This is a genomic window from Vibrio sonorensis, assembly GCF_001854765.1.
GTDB classification, from domain to species: Bacteria; Pseudomonadota; Gammaproteobacteria; order Enterobacterales; family Vibrionaceae; genus Vibrio; species Vibrio sonorensis.
Genome location: NZ_LJJE01000060.1, coordinates 89228 through 108828, shown reverse-complemented (window position 1 = coordinate 108828; position 19601 = coordinate 89228). Strand labels below are relative to the sequence as shown.

The window sequence follows — 19601 nt, the reverse complement described above, 5'->3', positions numbered from 1 at the left end:
AATGTCGGCTCTTTTTTTTGGTTATCGATACAAGAACTTGAGTGAAACACCACCTTCATTAGTGGTTCGCGTATCATCGTCGCGATGGCGATAAAATCCGCCTAGTAAGAAACGTGGAGACAACTGATAATCCGCGCGCGCGAGAAAGATCCATTCGTCAAACAGGTTACTTCTAATTGTTTCACCTTCCAGACGCGCTTCCAACTTATCGCTTACGGCATAAGCGATGCCAAGGTTCGCACCCCATGCAGTTTTTGTTTCGCTAAAAAGCTCTTGATCGGTAGCATCTAGAGTAACTCTTTTTCGCTGGTATCCGCCCTTAATCTTGGTATACAGGTCTAAATCTTCAGACAACTCAAAGCGGTAACCTATACCCGGTAAAAGGCTATACAGTTCTTCGGTTTCTGTATCACTGTGAATAAAACGGGCGTTGTAATCGAGTACGAAAAACCAATCAGTTGTCATGGTGTAATGACCACCAACACTGAATGTTGTACCCTTATTGTTGTCTAGTAAGTCATCGCTAAGTGAGCCCGCAGAGAGGTCGGCATATAAGTAATCATAGTGAATATTGTTTGTCGTGGAATCATCGGCAAATACCATTGCTGGACAACCCATTACCCCCAAAGCGACTAAAAGTGATTGGCCCAGTTTCATTGCTTCCTCTGCGTTACCGTATTCATTCCCTATTAAACTTTAATCATACCTTAATCTCGGGTAACAGAAAGTCGCTTATTGAGCAAATTGCTCAAAAGCTGTGACCCAAACGAAGAAACCACTCTGAAAAGAGTGGCTTCTGTTGGCTAGAGTTTGATTACGATTTGATCTTGAGGACTTGGCGCAATGTCCGCGTGTGTCTTCTCCCTCAGCCAGTCTAGCTGAGTGAGTTCTAGTTCGTATGGCATGAGTAGAGTTATCTCGTCAATACCCTCACACTCCGCCAATTTGACCAGAGTTAACAAATTAGCTTCATCACTGCGGCTGGCCGAAAGCGATTTCATTGCTTGATCCCAAAGCCTATCTTCTGCCGTACTGACTTCTTGAATGCTGTTTTTCCAAGCCAGACCAAAGATGGGAGCAACGGTACTCATCGCTTCTAAAAACGTCCATTTTTTGCTGCAGTTTGCTCCTAAAAAAGTCGTGTAATCGAAAGTAACACTTGCCTTGCCTTGATGCTCCATATCACCCCCCGTGACAATAACATTGAGACTAAGACCCGAACGGTACTTCCTTCTCCGTTTGGATAACTCCACTATGAGTCAAGCAAAAGGATATAGCAATACGATATAAAACAATCATCTTCTATACCGATTCTAGAACAGGAAAAATTATATAAACACCAATGCGGTAACATTAAAAAAACAAACCAATCCCATATCAGTACTGGTATTTAATATTTTGAATACCAAATAATTAACCGCGTTTAAGATGATAAAAATTCACCTATCTACTGATTGTAAGCTCATCAACGAACATCGATGATTCGGCTCGATTTTCTATACTGAACTCGCCAGCCACCCCACTTTGGCAGTTCCCAGCGTTTGGGGTCTTCTTTTCGCAATCCATCGCGATATACAACGTGTACAAGCTTTTTACTGCAATAATATTCGACGTCGAGATTCAAATTTCCAAGTGCGAGTTCAAAGGGAAAGCTCTGGGAGAAATCTTCATATTCCCAATAAGGTATTCCTTCAAAGGGAAAATCTTCCTCACTAAACATATCCAGCTCTTCCATACTGCTTAATTCGAGGAGATTTAGCTGCTCAGTGAACCACTGCTCAAATGTCTCGTCTGCGTGTTGCTGATGCGACTCACTAAGCCCTAATTCGACATACAACTTCCAGTGGTCGATCTCATGGGTTCGTTTTAAAGCAAATCCCGGCAGTTTTTCTCCACTAGTCACTGCTTCAACCAAAGGTTTAATCGCTAACTTGCCGTCGAGTTCTTTGTACCGAGTCGCTACTTTCCGACCAGCATAAATCAACTCCATACACACCTTTGCCTCACCTTGAACGTCAACCACTTCGCCTTGCTTCCACTCACCCAGCTCAAGCTCTTCAAGTAGAGAAAGGGAAATAGGCATCGTCACTGTCGCCAAGTTAAGGGTTTGCTTCACTCCCCTACCTGGTAGCTGTAAGTATCTAGCACTAATGCGCCATGTTGATTGCCTTTAAAGCGGGATTGTCTCCCTAAGGCCACTTCCATTTGCCCATTTGCAAATGCCTGTTCACGCTTTTCCCGACGAATAAATACTAGTTCTGGGTGCAAACTTGCTATGGCATGAGTTAACGAAGTGTGGTCGTATCTAGACGCTACTTCTAACTGCGGTAATTCAAACAGTTCTCGCATTTGCACTGCCAATTGCCGAGCCTCATTTAATGCCGTTTCGTCGACTGTAATTGCAGAAAAACGCACTCCTCTGATCAATCCAATCAAAAGTTGTGCATCGCACCCTAATGGCTCTTCCTCATCGAGTTTTTCCCGCTCAATCTCATCGCCTTTCAAAACGTATAAATTTGCTGGAGTCGCCAATGCCGCAGTCAAATCCACCATGGCTTCTTTAAGTGGTTTACGTTCAATACGGGTCACTAAATCTGCATATACCGCATCGATGGGCAATGGATACATTCGTTTGCCGTGTTCCGTTGCCAACCCGTTTTCGTCTATCGCACCCATGGTAGACAATAATTGCTGAGCAGCGGCAAGAGACTTCTCTGGCAAAGGATCTAACCAGTCTAGACTGACGAGATTATGGTCACTGGAAGCCGCCGCTAACATGGCTTCTGTTAACGCTTCTCGATGCATTTCAGGAGGGGTTACTGGATTTAACGCGGCGTGCTCTCCGTACAAGCGTATGCATTGGCCGTTACTCACGCGGCCTGCACGTCCGGCTCTTTGCGCTGCGCTTGCTTTCGAAATGTGTTTCAAGCTCAACGTTGTTCTGCCATTGCGCTGTTCCGTTCTTCTTTCTAAGCCAGAATCAATCACTGTGGTCACATTGGGAATAGTCAGTGACGTTTCAGCCACATTGGTCGCCAGCACAACTTTGCGCTTAGGTTGAACTTCCAGCGCGAGCTTTCTATTCTCTTCACTGACAGAGGCGTGAAGCGGCGTAACTAAAATATCGTCCAAATGATTGAGCTTTTGTGCGACGTTTTGAATTTCTTTCTTACCCGGCAGGAATACCAAAATGTCCCCTTGATAGTGGTCATTGCTGAGTTGAGTATTCACTTCATCCGCGATAAGTAACTCTAGATTCCTTGCGTCGGGTAAGTGGCGAGAGTCATGAGCTCTATGTGCTATCTCCACTCTGTAATTTCGACCTTTCGAGGTTAACAGCTCCGCCCCTATATATTGAGAGAGCTTGCGGCTTTCCAGCGTGGCAGACGTCACGATAAGACGATGGGACTCTTCTTTCTTCAACAATGCTACGAGTAAATCGGTATCCCAGCGCCGCTCGTGAAACTCATCAACCATTACCACATCGAAATGAGCGAGCTTGTCCTCAGCATACCAGCGCAACGCTACGCCGGGGGTAACAAATACTATGTCTGACTTCTCACAAAAACAGTTTTGAAGTTTGATTGCAAAACCTATCCGATTGCCGATTTTTTCCTCACTCTGCTCACATAAAAACTCAGCGAGCGAAGTACAAGCAATCCGCCTAGGTTCGACAACGAGCACCCGCCCCATTTCTGAAGCCCATATAGGCAAACGCGTCGACTTACCCGACCCAGTTTCAGCTTCGATTACTAGGTCGCTTTTTGGCAGTTGTTCAACAAAAGAAGTATGGAGTGAATCAATAGGAAGAGATGACATGCTAGGCGTTGTGCTGGAATTAATGTCGGCCAGTATACCTTAGCTTTGTTTCTGGTATCGAGGTTTTGATGTTATCAAGTTGAGTTAACCTTGGTTTGTGACTTAACATTAAAGGGTTTAGCGGTTTACATTACGTTAGTGAATCCCTAAAATTTTCCTGATCCTACATACCCTATAATAGGCAAGCAATGAACAACGATAAACGCCCACTTTATATCCCTTATGCCGGTCCAGCACTGTTGAGCACACCGCTGCTTAACAAAGGCAGTGCTTTTACCGCAGAGGAACGCTCTTCTTTTAACTTAGAAGGCTTGCTACCGGAAGCGACAGAAACCATACAAGAACAGGTTGAACGCGCCTATCAACAGTATTGCAGTTTTGAAAGCGATATGGATAAACATATCTACCTTCGCAACATTCAAGATACCAACGAAACCCTGTTCTACCGTTTAGTACAAAACCACATTAGCGAAATGATGCCCATTATTTACACGCCAACCGTTGGTGCAGCGTGTGAGAACTTTTCTAATATCTATCGCCGTGGTCGTGGTCTCTTTATCTCGTACCCCAACAGAGACAGAATCGACGACCTGCTAAACAACGCCGCAAACCACAACGTAAAAGTCATCGTTGTCACTGATGGCGAACGTATTCTTGGTCTCGGCGACCAAGGTATCGGTGGTATGGGTATTCCAATTGGTAAGCTGTCACTTTACACCGCATGTGGTGGTATTAGTCCTGCCTACACTCTGCCAATCGTTCTAGATGTCGGCACCAACAATCCACAACGCCTTGCGGACCCGATGTACATGGGCTGGCGTCACCCAAGGATCACAAGTACTGAGTACGATGCATTTATTGAAGAGTTTATCCAAGCGGTTCAAGTTCGCTGGCCTGATGCTCTTATTCAGTTTGAAGATTTTGCCCAGAAAAACGCAATGCCACTGTTAGAGCGTTATAAAGATCGCATCTGCTGCTTTAACGACGACATCCAAGGTACGGCAGCTGTCACGGTTGGCTCACTGCTAGCCGCGTGTAAAGCCGCAGGAACTCAACTGAGTGAACAACGCGTTACTTTCCTTGGCGCTGGTTCTGCTGGATGTGGTATCGCCGAAGCAATTATCGCTCAGATGGTATCTGAAGGTATTTCCGACCAACAAGCGCGTTCTCAAGTTTACATGGTTGATCGCTGGGGTCTGTTGCAAGAAGGTATGCCCAACTTGCTAGACTTCCAACAAAGACTAGTGCAAAAACTTGAAAACACTTCCAATTGGGAAGCAGAGGGCACGGCTTACTCCTTGCTCGATGTTATGCGCAATGCAAAACCAACAGTACTTGTTGGTGTTTCTGGGGCTCCGGGGCTGTTCAGTGAAGAAGTCATTAAAGAGATGCACAAACATTGCCCTCGCCCAATTGTCTTCCCTCTTTCAAACCCGACTAGCCGTGTCGAAGCGACACCGTTTGATATTGTTCGCTGGACCAACGGCGAAGCCCTAGTCGCGACCGGAAGTCCATTTGACCCAGTGGTACACGAGGGTAAAACTTATCCGATTGCCCAGTGTAACAACAGCTATATATTCCCGGGTATTGGATTAGGTGTACTTGCCGTGGGTGCAAAGCGTGTCACTGACGAAATGTTGATGGAATCTAGCCGTGCGCTAGCAGAATGCTCACCAATGGCTATCAACGGTCAAGGTGCTCTGCTGCCACCACTGGAAGCCATTCACTCTGTATCGAAAAAAATTGCTTTTGCCGTGGGTAAAAAGGCCATCGAACAAGGTGTTGCTTTGGAGATCACCGATGAAGCATTGGACAAAGCCATCGAATCTCATTTCTGGCAACCTGTTTATCGTCGATACAAGCGTACATCATTCTAATCACTAACTCCGCCCCCGCTTGTATCGGGGGCTTTTTCATTTTTTAATCATGTTTAAATTTTTTGCACCAGCGGGTTACCATTTAATCCCTTATTTATCTGAAATTTCTACCGCTCTCATTGCTTGTTTATTAGTGATGTTAGGGGGTGAGATCAATGCGTTTGTTCGCAGATTAACAAACAATCAGAACTTTATTGTGCGTACCTGCGTATTTATCTTGATAAACGCATTTGGTTACGGCTTAATCATAGTTAAAGCCACCCCATATTTGACTCAAGCATTGCGGTCTTTGGAAGCAGGCACCATGTTCTGCTTAATTATCAGTTGCTTTGTCTTGATCGGACTCTGGGCTCAAAGGAATCGTCAAATCTAGTGAGAGATATTTTTCATCGTCCAACGTCATACGAGCGAATTACCCACGCCGTTACTAGAATATTGGCTATACTGCCAATACTGGTGATCGCTGGTGTCATAATCGTAATGGCGATAGATAGGTGGGTATCTTATCAAGCTAAAGACCAGATATATCATCACCTTAATGATATTGAACACTACCAAGTGGCGGTGGTTCTGGGTACTAGTAAATACCAAGGTCGCAGTTTAAACGAATATTATACCGAGCGAATTGGTGCTGCCATCCAACTGTACCAAAGCGATAAAGTCGATAACTTTCTTCTCAGTGGAGACAATGCACATCGTTCGTACAATGAGCCTTGGACGATGAAACGAGATCTCCTTGCTGCAGACATACCAGAAGATGTGATTTATTTGGATTACGCGGGCTTTAGAACTCTAGATTCGATAGTAAGAGCGAAAGAGATATTTGATACGGATAACTTCTTAATTGTTTCGCAACAGTTTCACTGTGAAAGAGCCCTGTTTATCGCTAACAGCCACGACATTCAGGCGCGTTGTTTGGCGGTGCCCGACCCAGTTTCTCATTCTGGATTCAAAGTGCGATTAAGAGAAGTATTTGCTCGTAGCAAAGCATTTTTAGACCTTTACATTCTCAACGCAAAACCAAAGTTCCTCGGTCCAAAAGAGCCTATTGTGTCGCAACCTAGTGAAGAGGCGCTTCTCCCAGAGCCTAAAGACTAACTTCGACTCGGTTTCTTCCTTTGTGCTTGGCTTGATAAAGTGCTTCGTCCGCTCTGGCCATCATGTCTATAGGCCTCTCTTGTTTTAACTCTGCCACTCCCATACTGCTGGTCAACTGGTCACCGTGTACCCAGATATGCTGTTCAATAGTGTGTCGAATTCGCTCAGCCTTTCCAATTGCTTGGTCAATATTGGCGTCCTGACAAAAGATAACAAACTCTTCGCCTCCCCACCGAACTAGGCGGTCAGAGGGCTTTAAAATACCCATAACAACTAATGTAAACTCTCGCAATACATCATCACCCACGCTATGACCATACTTGTCATTCACGGTTTTAAAATGGTCTATGTCGAGATAAATCACTGACAAAGGACCGCCTGTAGCACTGTCCGTTGAGTAGTTCTGATTGAGCCAATCGCGAATGGCATGGCGATTCATTGCACCAGTGAGTGCATCTCGGTGGGCGAGTTCAGCAAACTCGTAATTTTGGGCTCTAAGGGTACGATTGAGATTTTTAAGGTGGTGCTGCCTGTTTTGCTCTTTAACGATTAAAAGTCGACTTCTTCGGATCTCAGCAACACTGTAAACCAGCGCCAAAGAGACCCAGAGGACCAAGAGCAACAACATCAAAGTTTCGCCTTCAATATAGTTGCCGACAAACTCGATGCTATTTATCGATAAGCGATAATTTCCCAAAGCATTGCCTGATCCCGATGCAAACTCGATGCGAGAAATGTTACTAAACTCTGGAGCAGAGTGCTCAATACCAATATTGTTATCCGCCAACCACCAAGTCATCACTTGCAAGTTAGCAATCGGAATATTGATAACGCCTTGATCACTGTTAGGCTGATACTCAAGACCGTTGTATTTAAGAGTGTACTCATTCTCGGGATCAGAGTACGAAGGGTTAAAGTTGCGCAGGTAAAAACGCATTCTTGGAAAACTGTTGTCGTCGAGGTTGACGAAATCTACGTCCAATCGCACCGTGTGGTAGTTCTTTAAAGAAATACCAAACTCTGGATCTTCATCAAATTCAATTCGCACACCACAAAATGGCCAAGGATAGTCACTCGTTTTCAATTCACAGTCGAGCACTCCACCTTGATCATTCAAAGCTAATTTTGCCGTCGACAACCCCTCGACCTCTTGGTCGCTACTCGCCGAAAAATGATAGTGACTTGGCTGTACTTTGTAGACCCTTGTATCACCGTACAGTAAATACAACTGCACGATAGCAACGGTTAGCACAACCAAGGCAAAAACTGACTTATGAATGAATTTCAATACTGGCACCCGAACACTGCAACTACAGGCATTGCAAACTCACCAATGCCTTATTAATAATTTTATAACCTTAATGCCAACTTTTACATGTAACCATTGACTTTTAATCTGAAAAAATGGAGCCGATTCAACTATTTTTGAAAAATACTACTTTTTGTGTTGATTTCTTAATGCGGTTGGTGTTCGTAATATTTGCTACAATAACGACACAACGAGCGGCCAATATAGGCTGCCTTTTATAAAAAATAGAGTAATGTCATGAAGTTATTAGCTAAAGGCACGCTAAGTAAAATGCGTGCTTCCCTCGATGGTTCGGTGAAATATTCCCTGCCAGTGGGTGAAGAAACCGTCGATCTCTCTCCATTTATCGGCCAATCGATCACCTTGTCCCACACCGGAAACATCTATTGCTGCTCTTGCGGTAAGAAAACCAAGAAGAGCTACTCACAGGGTCACTGCTTTGTCTGTATGAAAAAGCTGGCCAGTTGCGATATGTGCATAATGAAACCTGAAACTTGCCATTACGAACAAGGAACTTGTAGAGAGCCTCAATGGGGTGAAGAGAACTGCATGGTGGATCATTACGTTTACCTTTCGAACACCTCTAGTTTAAAAGTAGGAATTACGAGACATACCCAAATTCCAACGCGATGGATCGATCAAGGCGCGACACAAGGATTGCCCATTTTAAAAGTGAAAACTCGCCAGATTTCTGGGCTTATTGAGGTAGAGCTCGCCAAACATATCTCGGATAAAACCAACTGGCGCACCCTATTAAAGCAAGATGGCGAACCAATGCCTTTAGAGGAGCGGTTCAAAGAGCTACTGCCATTGATACAAGCAAAGATTGATGAAGTTAAGGCTCGTTTTGGTGACGATGCAGTAGAAATTCTAGACGAAACTATTACCGATATTGCCTACCCGGTCGAAGTTCATCCGACGAAAATCACCTCCCATAACTTTGACAAGAACCCTATTGTATCCGGGCAGTTACAAGGGATAAAAGGCCAGTACCTAATACTTGATACAGGCGTGATCAACATTCGAAAGTTCACATCCTACGAAGTTGAAGTCAGCGCCTAGCTTCTAGTAATAAAAACCGTGGCGAATAAGGACAGCTAAGTATAACAAAGCCCGACATAGCGGGCTTTGTTTCATTGTTTAGCGGGTAATAATACTTTCTAAGGTATCCATTAGGCGGTCAACTTCGTCAATGGTGTTGTAGTGCATAAAACCGATTCTTACCACGCCCCCTTTATCCTCTAAGCCCAACTGTCGAACTAAGCCCACTGCGTAAAAGTGTCCGCTCCAGACACATATATGTTGATCGGCAAGTGCTTTTGCTACCTCTTCAGGCGAATGACTGTCGAAGGTTAAGGCAAACGTTGGCGTTCTAACTTCTGTATTGGCTTGGGAGATCCCCCACAACTGCACCCCTTTGAGCCTCGAAAGGCGACTCAAAAACCGTTCGCTGATTGCAGTCTCATGTTGGTTGTACAAAGCAAAGGCAGCTTCCAACCTTTGTCTCAATGGTTTGTCTTCTGGACCGTGCTGGGCTAGGTATTCCACTGTCGAAACTAAACCAGCCAATGCTTCAAAACTCTGAGTGCCTGTTTCAAAACGACCCGGACCAATACTTGGCGCAGGTTCGACCTTATATGGCGTCAATCGGTTTAACCACTTTTCATCCACATAAGCGATACCAAGATGTGGCCCAAAGAATTTATAAGCAGAACAAACCAGAAAGTCACAGTTGAGTTTTTGAACATCAACCAAATGGTGCGGTGCAAAGTGTACTGCGTCAATGTATACCATAGCTCCTACGAGGTGAGCTTTTTCAACAATGGCGTGCACATCCACTATTGAACCGGTCGTATTAGACGCTAGAGTAACAGCCACTAGGCGAGTTTTATCTCCAATAAGCGACAGCAAGTGTTCTACATCCAAAGTACAATCACTTGGTTCAACTCTAGCTTGCCGAACGATCACGCCATTGTCTTCTGCGGCCTGTTGCAACTAGATACGTTGGAGTAATGATCAAGTGCGGTAACAACGACTTCATCTCCCTCTTTCCAGTCTCTACTAATTGCTCGACTTAGCTGAAAAGTCAAAGAGGTCATATTAGGACCAAACACCATATTGTCTGAGCTTGGAGCGTTTACTAATACCTGCGCTGAACGGCGAGCATTAAGCATTAATTCCGTGGTCGTTTTACTGGAAAAAAAATGACCACCGAGATTCGAATTGTAGTGACCAAGGTATTCGCTCATTGAGTCCAGAACGGATCTTGGCACTTGTGATCCTCCTGGACCGTCGAGGAATAGGGGTCGAATACCATTTACTTCTTGATTAAGAGCATCAAATTGCGCTCTTACATGGTTAAGATTGAAGTGCACGATTCTCTCCTTTGGCAGTCAATACAAACACATCCATATGCCCCTTTTCCCCGCGTTTAACGGTGCGAATCGGGCTGGCGTTATGCCAAAGCCGACTATCATCCAGCATAGCGACATCGCCGTTTTTTAATACTTGGCGATAAAACGGAGCTTCGTGGCGCTGATTGTAAAGCATGATTTCCCCACCGACGATATTGTGCCTCTCTACACCTATGATAGCGATGTGGTCAAACCCATCTTGATGCACACCCTCTGGCGCTACTTGCGTTTCATCGTAAACCGCGGCGATACGGATTTGATGAATTTCGATTTCCTGACCATCCGCCAGCTCATTACTTGCCATAAACATCTCGCAGATTTCACGCATGCCTTCACTTTGAAGAGTCGAAGAGAGTAAAGGTTCAAACTCGCGAACCACGTCACCCTGAAAGCGGTTAATATCTCCCGTTTGAACAAAAACATTTCTATCCTGCTCAATGACTTTTCCCTTCGAAAAACGAATAACTGAGTAGCGTCTTAAGCGATATTGTCCATCGGCGTGTTCAGTGCTAGGTAACTTAGCAAAGGATGGCGACAGTTGGTTCAGCGCCTCAGGGCTTAATTGGGTGAGATGTAGTGTGCTTTGGCGATTACTCAGCATCATCGGCTCCTTGAAATACACATTGCAACAACCATTGTGCAACATTTGATTTACATTGAGTCTAATCGCATTTATTCCGCCAATTCAACTTTTGACAACTCATAATGTCAAAAAACAATAAAATTAAGACTTATATTCTTCTATAGAGTGATAGGTCAGGTAATTAATCCAAATTAGCAAAATCACCAAAGCAAAAACCAGTCAACTCCTCTACTAAAGAGAGAAATGCTACCTCCAAGCGAATTCTACAGAACTAAATATCCTTACTTAAATTGGGTTCTAATCTATAACGTTTTGTTTCACGATTTGCCCTTGTTTAATCTTTCATTGGCCCAATATTTTCCATACAATCGATCGCAACCATTGCTACGTTACAACAATCATTGGTTCGTTATTTCTCATTAACCTATTGAGAAGCTTGAGTCTGTATCAGGCAGAATACGTAGCATTAGATTAATCATTATGGAGCCTCTATGAGCGACGTGAAACACAGCAAATTACTAATTCTTGGCTCAGGTCCAGCGGGTTATACCGCAGCGGTTTATGCCGCTCGTGCAAACTTAAACCCTGTTCTTGTAACAGGTATGCAGCAAGGTGGTCAGCTAACCACAACAACAGAAGTTGAAAACTGGCCGGGAGACCCAGAAGGTCTAACCGGACCAAACTTAATGGAGCGCATGAAAGAACACGCAGAGCGCTTCGAAACAGAGATATTGTTCGATCACATCAACGAGGTCGATTTAAGTGCTCGCCCGTTCAAGCTAAGTGGCGACTCTGGGCAATACACATGTGACGCTTTGATCATTTCTACTGGTGCTTCTGCAAAGTACCTTGGCTTGGAGTCAGAAGAAGCATTCAAAGGCCGTGGAGTATCGGCTTGTGCAACGTGTGATGCTTCTTTTACAAAAATCAGAAAGTCGCCGTTGTGGGAGGTGGCAACACTGCCGTTGAAGAGGCGCTTTACCTCTCTAACATCGCCTCAGAAGTACACCTTATTCACCGTCGTGATTCTTTCAGAGCTGAAAAAATCCTCGTTAACCGTCTAATGGACAAAGTTGAAAACGGCAATATCGTTCTACATACCGACCGTACCCTTGACGAAGTAGTCGGAGACGATATGGGTGTAACTGGTGTTCGCATTAAAGATACCCAATCTGACAAGGTTGAACAAATTGATGTAATGGGCGCGTTTATCGCCATCGGTCATAAACCAAACACCGATATGTTCACTGGTCAGTTAGAAATGAAAGACGGCTACATCGTTGTACAGTCAGGCTTAGAAGGCAACGCGACTCAAACGAGTATTCCCGGTGTATTTGCTGCTGGTGATGTCATGGATCACAACTACCGCCAAGCGATTACCTCTGCGGGCACGGGCTGTATGGCCGCATTGGATGCCGAGCGTTTCCTCGACGGACTAGAAAACTAAAGCTAACAGATTATTTTCTGCTAGATCATGCTCATATTGCCTCGTAGTATCCCTACGAGGCATTTTTTTTTGTATAATGCGCCGCTCAAACTTATAAAAACATCTATTGCCTTCAAACATGGATAAAAAAAAGCAGCGTAGCTTAAACAAGTGGCTCAAGCAGCAAAGCAAACTCGCTAAGCGCTGGCTTGGTATTGCTGTAGGTTTAGGCGTACTTTCCAGTCTCTTCTTACTGGGTCAAGCCGCCCTACTCGCCTCAATATTGCACCAACTTATTATTGAACAAACAGACAAATCCGAGTTGATAGGTCAGTTTGTTTTACTCGCGTCACTCATAGGAGTAAGAGCCATTTGCTCTTGGGGACGCGAAATCGCTGGCTTCCGCTGTGGGGAGCAAATTCGACTCGTCATACGTCAGCAGATTTTAGATAAACTACGAGAGCTTGGGCCTGCCTACATTAAAGGTAAACCAGCGGGTAGTTGGGCAACACTGATGTTAGAACAAGTCGAAGACATGCACGACTTCTTTGCCCGTTACTTGCCTCAAATGTCCCTGTCGGTCCTTATCCCGTTTGTTATTTTAGTGGTTGTCTTTCCGGTCAACTGGGCCGCTGGATTCATATTCTTGATCACTGCGCCTTTGGTCCCTCTCTTTATGGCGCTTGTTGGTATCAAAGCCGCAGACGCAAGCCAGAAGAACTTTAAGGCGATGCAAAGACTCTCTGGCCATTTTTATGACCGTTTGCAGTCGATGACAACCATACGACTGTTTGACCGTACCAAAGCGGAGACCGAACTAATGCGCGGCGCTTCGGAGGTGTTTCGAAGCCGCACGATGGAAGTGTTAAGAATTGCTTTCCTCTCTTCTGCGGTGTTGGAGTTCTTTACCTCAATTTCAATTGCTTTAACTGCGGTTTACTTTGGTTTCGCCTTTATTGGCGAGCTTAACTTTGGTGACTATGGGTTAGGCATTACACTGTTTTCCGGTTTATTCATTTTGATACTTGCTCCAGAGTTCTACCAGCCTCTTAGAGATCTCGGAACTTTCTATCACGCCAAACAGCAAGCCGTTGGTGCCGCCGAAAGCATCGTTGACTTCCTAAATACAGACGTTGATACAGTTAAATCTGGCGTAACTGTTGTGCCATCAGGCAGTGTTACTATTCAAGCTACCGATCTTGAAGTACTCAGCTCAGAAGGAAAAGTCCTACTTGGGCCTGTCAGCTTTTCGCTTGAAGCTGACAAAACCACGGCTTTAGTTGGCCCAAGTGGTGCGGGAAAAACCAGTTTAGTCAACGCGTTACTCGGTTTCCTACCCTACACCGGCTCGCTTAAAATCAATGGCGTGGAACGCACTGACCTCGATTTGGAAAGCTGGCGTAAAACAACGAGTTGGGTAGGACAAAATCCACTTTTATTACACGGCTCGATCTTAGATAACATCACCCTTGGAAAAAGCGAAATCAACCCTACTTTCATTGAAGAAGTGCTAGAACATTCCCACGCTAAAGAGTTCGTAGAGAGACACGGATTAGATTATATGATCTCCGATCGCTCAGGTGGTTTATCGGTTGGCCAAGCCCAACGCCTTGCTCTTGCAAGAGCCATGGTTCAAAACGGACAGTTCTGGCTACTCGACGAACCTACCGCAAGCCTCGATGCAAGAAGTGAACACTTGGTCATGGACGGGTTACAGCGCGCCACCGCCAACAAAACAACATTAATGGTCACTCACCAACTTGCGCCTTTGAAAAACGTCGAACAGATACTTGTTATGAAACAGGGTCAATTGGTTCAGCAAGGTGACTTCACTGCGCTGAGCCAACAAGAAGGATTGTTTAGCGATATGCTAAAAGCGAACCAGTCACTAAACCAAGCTAATGAGGGGAACTTAGATGCGTGATCTTCTTCCTTATCTAAAACTTTACAAAAAGCACTGGTTTGGTCTTAGCCTAGGAATGCTTTTGGCATTCGCGACCTTATTTGCTTCTATTGGCTTATTGACCTTATCTGGTTGGTTCTTATCCGCGGCTGCCGTAGCAGGTTTAACCATAGCCCGAGAAACATTCAATTATATGTTACCCGGTGCCTTTGTACGTGGGTTTGCCATGGGGCGTACAGCTGGGCGTTGGGGGGAACGTGTGGTTAGTCACAACGCAACCTTCAAACTATTAACGGATTTGAGAATTTACTTCTTTAGTAAGCTCGCTCCCTTAATACCCGGAAGAGTATCAAACCTGAGAGACGCGGACCTATTAAACCGACTGATCGCCGATATCGATGCAATGGACCACGTATATCTGCGACTCATTAGTCCAATGGTGGTAGGTACACTTGGTATTGCTTCCCTTACTGCGTTTTTATGCTGGTTTGATTTAGAAATAGGTTTGACACTAGGTAGTATTTTATTGGTGTTAGTAATTACTTGGCCAATACTTTTCTACAAATTGGGTAAGCGCAATGGCCTAGAGCTAACACAGCACAAGGCCAAGTTGAGAATTGCAGGACTAGATTGGCTCCAAGGATATAGTGAACTCACTCTGTTTGGTGCAGAAGAAAGGTATCGCAACGCCATCTTAGACGCTCAGCGTCGTTTGATGAACAATCAACTGGTCAACGCCCATTTCTCAGGTTTGGCTCAAGCTCTACTAATGCTTGCCAATGGCTGGACTCTAGTATTAATGATGTGGCTTGCAGCAGATGGTATCGGAGGAAGAGCCCCTGACCCACTTATCGCGATGGTCGCATTTGCTACTATTGCTAGTGTAGAGTTACTAATGCCTATCGCGGGTGCATTCCAGCATCTTGGGCAAACCATGACATCAGCTCGACGCCTTAATCAGGTAATCTTGAGTGAGCCTGAAGTGACCTTTCCCGACCAAGAGACCCAACACGATGGCAACTACTCTATTGAATATCGTGACGTCTCCTTTGCTTATGACGACCAATCTCCCGCGCTTCAGAACGTGAACCTTAAAATTGAAGCAGGCAGTAAAATCGCCATTGTCGGACAGACTGGTTCAGGAAAGTCGACGCTAACCCAATTGTTAACTCGCTATTGGGACGTGAATCAAGGTGAAATTCTCCTGTGCGGGCAGCCACTTCGCAGTTGGAACGAAAGTCAGCTAAGGCAAGCAATTACGGTAGTTAGCCAACGTGTAGACATTCTTAACGGCACTTTAAGAGATAACCTGTTGATGGCCAAGCCAGAAGCCGATGATGCCGAAATAGCCACTGCATTAGAGAAAGTCGGATTGGCTAACCTGCTGAACGATCAAGGACTTGATACATGGGTTGGCGATGGCGGCCGTCAACTTTCCGGTGGCGAAAAACGACGTATTGGAATTGCAAGAGCGATTTTACACAACTCCCCTATTCTACTTCTCGACGAACCTACTGAAGGCTTAGATAAGCAAACCGAACAACAAATTATGAACTTGTTTGAGTCCCATTTTGAAGGTAAGACGGTTGTATTTATCACACATAGACTCGTGAACTTAGATCAAATGGATGCGGTTTGTCTGATAGAACAGGGGCAAGTCATAGAACACGGAGCACATCAGACTCTTATAGCAAAACAAGGACGCTACTTTGAGTTATGCCAAACTCTATAGTTGGCTCAGCTATATTTCCGTGTAGCTAAACATAGCCCCTTAGTAGTCATACCTCTGTAGGGGCTAGCATATTCATGATAAGTCGAATCATTATGTCTTTTTGCTTGGGGTCAGACTCAGCAACCAGTAACGTTAATGCTGCCAACCCTGCATCATTAATCACAGAACTGCCATCCTCATTGTATAATCTATTGTTTCGATACAAGAAGTCGACAAACAAAAATGCTGCTGAACGTTTATTTCCGTCCGAAAAAGGGTGGTTCTTTACGACAAAGTACAACAGATGAGCCGCTTTTGACTCTAATGAAGGATAGGCAGGTTCACCAAAGACCGTTTGATCCAAGTTTCCAAAAATACTATCAAGACCATCCCCTCGTGGCTGAGCAAAGAGATTTGTTGCTTGCTGTTTTGATATAAGGTCAGCCTTGAGTTCTTCTAGTGCCTGCTGCGCTTTATTAGGGTGCGCTAACATTCCACCTTCTGTACCTTGTGGTTCAGTCAGTAGCCCTTCATCATACCGCTGTAACCACAAAAAGGTATGAGTGTATTTGCTAATTATATCAACGATACCTTTGCTACTAGACAAGGTTAGCTCTGGTGATTGGATGGATTTTTGTACCAGCTTCAATGCTGCTTCCAGTTCTTGAGCGTTTGATTCGAAGCGAGCATGATCGATTGTGTAGCCTTTTACCAAATGCTCTTTTAGTAACTTGGTTGCCCACTGTCGGAATCTAACACCACGCTTAGAGTTAACCCTGTAACCTACTGAGATAATCGCGTCTAGATTATAGTGCTTAAGCGTCCGTCTTACGCTTCTGCGACCTTCTTGGCGAACTACCGAGTAATCCTCGGTAGTTGAGCTTTCAAGTAGTTCCTCATCAATAAAGATGTTTTTTAGGTGTAATCCAACATTATCCGTAGATGTTGTAAATAACTCAGCCATCTGACTTTGCGTGAGCCAAACGGTTTCATTATGGATTTTCACTTCAACACTTCCGGCATCAGTTTCGAAGATTTCGACGTTAATTTCGCTAATATCGCTCAAGAGGCCACCCATATACATCAACTCGCACAAACGGGTATGATAGCACGCTAAGGGCTTACATATAGTTGTTTATCACCGAGTATTTGTTAACAGTGCCCAAGTCAACAACATAACGTTTTTTGGCATAAAAAAAGCAGCCAACTGGCTGCTCTATCTCATTCGAATGCTATTTTTGTCGGTTTCGATTACCACTGGTATTCGTACCGCCGCGCTTCGTTTTTCTACGTGCTGGGTTATTGCTACGGCCACCACCACTGTTCACGCGCTCTTCGTGACGCTTCACCGCACGGCGAATTTTCTGGCTACGCGAACGCTCACGCTTACGAGATGAATTAGCTTTGTTCTGATCCAGCAGCGTTTCTTTTTCAGGGCGCAACTCAACCAAATCGCGAAGGTAGTTGACCTCTTTCAGATCAAGTTCCATCCAACCGCCGCGTGGTAACTTCTTATCAAGGAAGATATCGCCATAACGCACACGCTTGAGTCGACTTACTGTACAGTCTTGAGACTCCCAAAGGCGACGCACTTCGCGGTTACGACCTTCGTTGATCACCACGTAGAAAGTGTGATTCATGCCTTCTCCTCCAGCGTGAACAACATCTTCAAAACGCGCCATACCATCTTCTAGCTCTACGCCTCGAACAAGGTTGCGAACCTTATCTTCTGTGACTTCACCAAATACGCGAACCAGATATTCACGCTCAACTTGGCGACTAGGGTGCATTAGACGATTGGCAAGTTCACCGTCAGTGGTAAACAGAAGTAGACCAGAAGTGTTGGCATCGAGACGACCTACAGAAATCCAGCGCGAGCCACGAATTTTTGGTAGACGATCAAATACAGTGCGTCGACCTTCGGGATCGTGACGGGTACATAGCTCACCTTCTGGTTTGTAGTATGCTAATACGCGACAAATCACCTCTTCCTGAGCTTTCACAGATACGGTGTGACCGTCAATTCGTACGATCGCATTTTCATCTTCCAGACGTTCACCCAGCTTGGCAACGATTCCATTAACACTTACACGACCCGCTTTAATTAGCGATTCGAGCTCGCGACGAGAACCATGACCTGCCCGTGCTAACACTTTCTGCAATTTTTCGTTCATTTATCTACCTATGTGTCGTCTTCACAGACGTCGTTAATCTTCAGCCGCTAAAATGCGGCCGGACATTATGGCAAAAGTCTAAGTTAAAAGCACCAAATTTGTTACTCAAAAGGAGCAGGATCACCCGAGCCAACACGAGCGATAACAGGCTCTTCATCACTGAAATCAACCACTGTTGTCGGTTGCTCACCCAAGTATCCACCATTGAGAATGCAATCTACCGCGTGTTCCAGCTTGTCGCGGATATCTTCTGGATCAGATTCAGTGTGGTCATTGCCCGGCAAAATCAGGGAGGTAGACATTAAAGGTTCGCCTAACGCTTCCAAGAGGTCTAAAGCAATTTGGTTGTCAGGAACACGAATACCGATGGTTTTTCGTTTTGAGTTCATCAATCGACGAGGCACTTCCTTGGTACCCTTGAAAATGAAGGTATAAGGTCCTGGAGTATTGTTTTTTAACAACCGAAAGGCGGTATTATCTACACGAGCGTAAATGGACAGTTCAGATAAGTCTCGACACAATAAGGTAAAGTTGTGTTTTTCATTCAAACGACGAATCTGACATATTCTTTCCAAAGCCTGCTTATTCTCCAACTGACAGCCAAGCGCGTAACCCGAATCGGTAGGGTAAACGACAACACCACCATTGCGAATAATCGCCACGGCTTGGGTGATCAAGCGGGCTTGTGGGTTCTCTGGATGAACATAAAAAAACTGACTCATGGCATTTCCTCATCATCAAGTCTCGCGACTCTATGTTTTTTTTAGACTACTTTTAATATCAGATAGTTGGCTATTAGTTTAAACGCTGTATAGGGATCTGGGTAGTACAATTTAAAAAACAGTTCAGATTTCAACGTGTCGCCAAAACGAAAAATGCAAAGTGATTAGGAAAACCGAGTTGAGCGTTTTGCATTGTGCAATTTTGGTGACTATTCCCTCTACATCGGTTTAGAAACTGTTTTTTCGCGAAACTATAATCAGTAATTAATCGTGGCCTATAAACAAAATCGAAAAACACCGAAAAATAAACAAACATTCATTCCATTATTTCGTTCCCAACTATATCCACACAAAACATATGAAATAGCGACCATTGTCATACAAACATATAATCATAGTTGCACGTTTGTGATTTTTAATCTGAATAAGGTCTAATTAATACACTATATAAATATTATTAATACAATTAGTAACCAATTAGTAAATATGTAATTCAGGCAATTGTTAAAGATAGGCATTAATTTATTCTCACTTATTCTAGTGACATACTCAAAATCAACTAAAA

Annotated in this window: 13 protein-coding genes and 3 pseudogenes; 7 read left to right on the top strand and 9 right to left on the bottom strand. The window is 44.6% G+C overall.

Annotation, left to right across the window (positions count from 1 at the left end; genetic code table 11):
• Window positions 1-21: 21 nt before the first annotated feature.
• The 3 genes and pseudogenes from BLO31_RS09765 to BLO31_RS09755 all read right to left on the bottom strand — a co-directional run bounded on the left by BLO31_RS09765 (window position 22) and on the right by BLO31_RS09755 (window position 3819).
• Window positions 22-657, bottom strand: a complete 636-nt coding sequence (locus BLO31_RS09765) for a porin family protein (RefSeq protein ID WP_070965310.1) — start codon at window positions 655-657, stop codon at window positions 22-24.
• A gap of 146 nt (window positions 658-803) precedes the next feature.
• Window positions 804-1181, bottom strand: coding sequence for a transporter (locus BLO31_RS09760; protein ID WP_070965305.1), 378 nt, complete (start codon window positions 1179-1181; stop codon window positions 804-806).
• 284 nt (window positions 1182-1465) lie between these two features.
• Window positions 1466-3819: pseudogene (locus BLO31_RS09755) on the bottom strand (helicase-related protein).
• 188 nt (window positions 3820-4007) lie between these two features.
• On the opposite strand from BLO31_RS09755, the gene BLO31_RS09750 reads away from it, so the two are divergent.
• The 3 genes from BLO31_RS09750 to BLO31_RS09740 are packed head-to-tail and all read left to right on the top strand — an operon-like array spanning window position 4008 to window position 6794.
• Window positions 4008-5696, top strand: a complete 1689-nt coding sequence (locus BLO31_RS09750; RefSeq protein ID WP_070965302.1) for an NAD-dependent malic enzyme — start codon at window positions 4008-4010, stop codon at window positions 5694-5696.
• Window positions 5697-5745: 49 nt separating this feature from the next.
• A complete protein-coding gene (locus tag BLO31_RS09745; RefSeq protein WP_070965299.1) occupies window positions 5746-6069 on the top strand; it encodes a DUF3392 domain-containing protein in 324 nt (107 codons plus the stop codon).
• Window positions 6042-6794 carry a SanA/YdcF family protein gene (locus tag BLO31_RS09740; RefSeq protein ID WP_084659748.1) on the top strand — a complete coding sequence of 251 codons (753 nt, stop codon included), beginning with the start codon at window positions 6042-6044 and terminating at the stop codon, window positions 6792-6794. Before BLO31_RS09745 ends, BLO31_RS09740 begins: the two co-directional genes overlap by 28 nt.
• Here the strand turns inward: BLO31_RS09740 and BLO31_RS09735 are convergent.
• Window positions 6784-8082, bottom strand: coding sequence for a GGDEF domain-containing protein (locus tag BLO31_RS09735; RefSeq protein ID WP_070965505.1), 1299 nt, complete (start codon window positions 8080-8082; stop codon window positions 6784-6786). The two genes, BLO31_RS09740 and BLO31_RS09735, sit on opposite strands and share 11 nt — an antisense overlap.
• 258 nt (window positions 8083-8340) lie before the next feature.
• On the opposite strand from BLO31_RS09735, the gene BLO31_RS09730 reads away from it, so the two are divergent.
• On the top strand, window positions 8341-9165 hold the full coding sequence (locus BLO31_RS09730) for a DUF2797 domain-containing protein (RefSeq protein WP_070965289.1): 825 nt from the start codon (window positions 8341-8343) through the stop codon (window positions 9163-9165).
• Window positions 9166-9243: 78 nt separating this feature from the next.
• Here the strand turns inward: BLO31_RS09730 and BLO31_RS09725 are convergent.
• Both BLO31_RS09725 and BLO31_RS09720 read right to left on the bottom strand, forming a co-directional pair.
• A pseudogene (locus BLO31_RS09725) lies at window positions 9244-10478 on the bottom strand (cysteine desulfurase-like protein).
• On the bottom strand, window positions 10462-11121 hold the full coding sequence (locus BLO31_RS09720) for a 2OG-Fe dioxygenase family protein (protein WP_139158983.1): 660 nt from the start codon (window positions 11119-11121) through the stop codon (window positions 10462-10464). The pseudogene BLO31_RS09725 and the gene BLO31_RS09720 overlap by 17 nt, the downstream one beginning before the upstream one ends.
• A 470-nt stretch (window positions 11122-11591) precedes the next feature.
• Between BLO31_RS09720 and trxB the strand changes: the two are divergent.
• The 3 genes and pseudogenes from trxB (at window position 11592) to cydC (ending at window position 16161) form a co-directional block, all read left to right on the top strand.
• A pseudogene (gene trxB, locus BLO31_RS09715) lies at window positions 11592-12547 on the top strand (thioredoxin-disulfide reductase).
• A gap of 118 nt (window positions 12548-12665) precedes the next feature.
• The gene (gene cydD, locus BLO31_RS09710; protein WP_070965282.1) at window positions 12666-14450 is read left to right on the top strand and encodes a heme ABC transporter permease/ATP-binding protein CydD; all 1785 of its coding nucleotides are present in this window, start codon (window positions 12666-12668) and stop codon (window positions 14448-14450) included.
• Complete coding sequence (gene cydC / locus BLO31_RS09705; protein WP_070965278.1) at window positions 14443-16161, top strand: heme ABC transporter ATP-binding protein/permease CydC; 1719 nt, start codon at window positions 14443-14445, stop codon at window positions 16159-16161. Before cydD ends, cydC begins: the two co-directional genes overlap by 8 nt.
• Before the next feature lie 46 nt (window positions 16162-16207).
• On the opposite strand, the gene BLO31_RS09700 is transcribed toward cydC, so the two are convergent.
• The 3 genes from BLO31_RS09700 to BLO31_RS09690 all read right to left on the bottom strand — a co-directional run bounded on the left by BLO31_RS09700 (window position 16208) and on the right by BLO31_RS09690 (window position 19036).
• Window positions 16208-17206 carry a virulence RhuM family protein/type II toxin-antitoxin system death-on-curing family toxin gene (locus BLO31_RS09700; RefSeq protein ID WP_217495117.1) on the bottom strand — a complete coding sequence of 333 codons (999 nt, stop codon included), beginning with the start codon at window positions 17204-17206 and terminating at the stop codon, window positions 16208-16210.
• A 166-nt stretch (window positions 17207-17372) separates the two neighbouring features.
• On the bottom strand, window positions 17373-18314 hold the full coding sequence (gene rluB / locus BLO31_RS09695) for a 23S rRNA pseudouridine(2605) synthase RluB (protein WP_070965274.1): 942 nt from the start codon (window positions 18312-18314) through the stop codon (window positions 17373-17375).
• Between the two features lie 101 nt (window positions 18315-18415).
• The gene (locus BLO31_RS09690) at window positions 18416-19036 is read right to left on the bottom strand and encodes an L-threonylcarbamoyladenylate synthase (RefSeq protein ID WP_070965271.1); all 621 of its coding nucleotides are present in this window, start codon (window positions 19034-19036) and stop codon (window positions 18416-18418) included.
• Between the last annotated feature and the right edge of the window lie 565 nt (window positions 19037-19601).

Excerpts from the sequence above, each read along its gene's own strand:
- BLO31_RS09765 (WP_070965310.1), bottom strand. The coding sequence starts at position 657 with ATGAAACTGGGCCAATCACTTTTAGTCGCTTTGGGGGTAATGGGTTGT.
- BLO31_RS09720 (WP_139158983.1), bottom strand. The coding sequence starts at position 11,121 with ATGATGCTGAGTAATCGCCAAAGCACACTACATCTCACCCAATTAAGC.
- BLO31_RS09690 (WP_070965271.1), bottom strand. The coding sequence starts at position 19,036 with ATGAGTCAGTTTTTTTATGTTCATCCAGAGAACCCACAAGCCCGCTTG.
- BLO31_RS09730 (WP_070965289.1), top strand. The coding sequence starts at position 8,341 with ATGAAGTTATTAGCTAAAGGCACGCTAAGTAAAATGCGTGCTTCCCTC.
- BLO31_RS09760 (WP_070965305.1), bottom strand. The coding sequence starts at position 1,181 with ATGGAGCATCAAGGCAAGGCAAGTGTTACTTTCGATTACACGACTTTT.
- BLO31_RS09745 (WP_070965299.1), top strand. The coding sequence starts at position 5,746 with ATGTTTAAATTTTTTGCACCAGCGGGTTACCATTTAATCCCTTATTTA.
- rluB (WP_070965274.1), bottom strand. The coding sequence starts at position 18,314 with ATGAACGAAAAATTGCAGAAAGTGTTAGCACGGGCAGGTCATGGTTCT.
- cydD (WP_070965282.1), top strand. The coding sequence starts at position 12,666 with ATGGATAAAAAAAAGCAGCGTAGCTTAAACAAGTGGCTCAAGCAGCAA.
- BLO31_RS09750 (WP_070965302.1), top strand. The coding sequence starts at position 4,008 with ATGAACAACGATAAACGCCCACTTTATATCCCTTATGCCGGTCCAGCA.
- cydC (WP_070965278.1), top strand. The coding sequence starts at position 14,443 with ATGCGTGATCTTCTTCCTTATCTAAAACTTTACAAAAAGCACTGGTTT.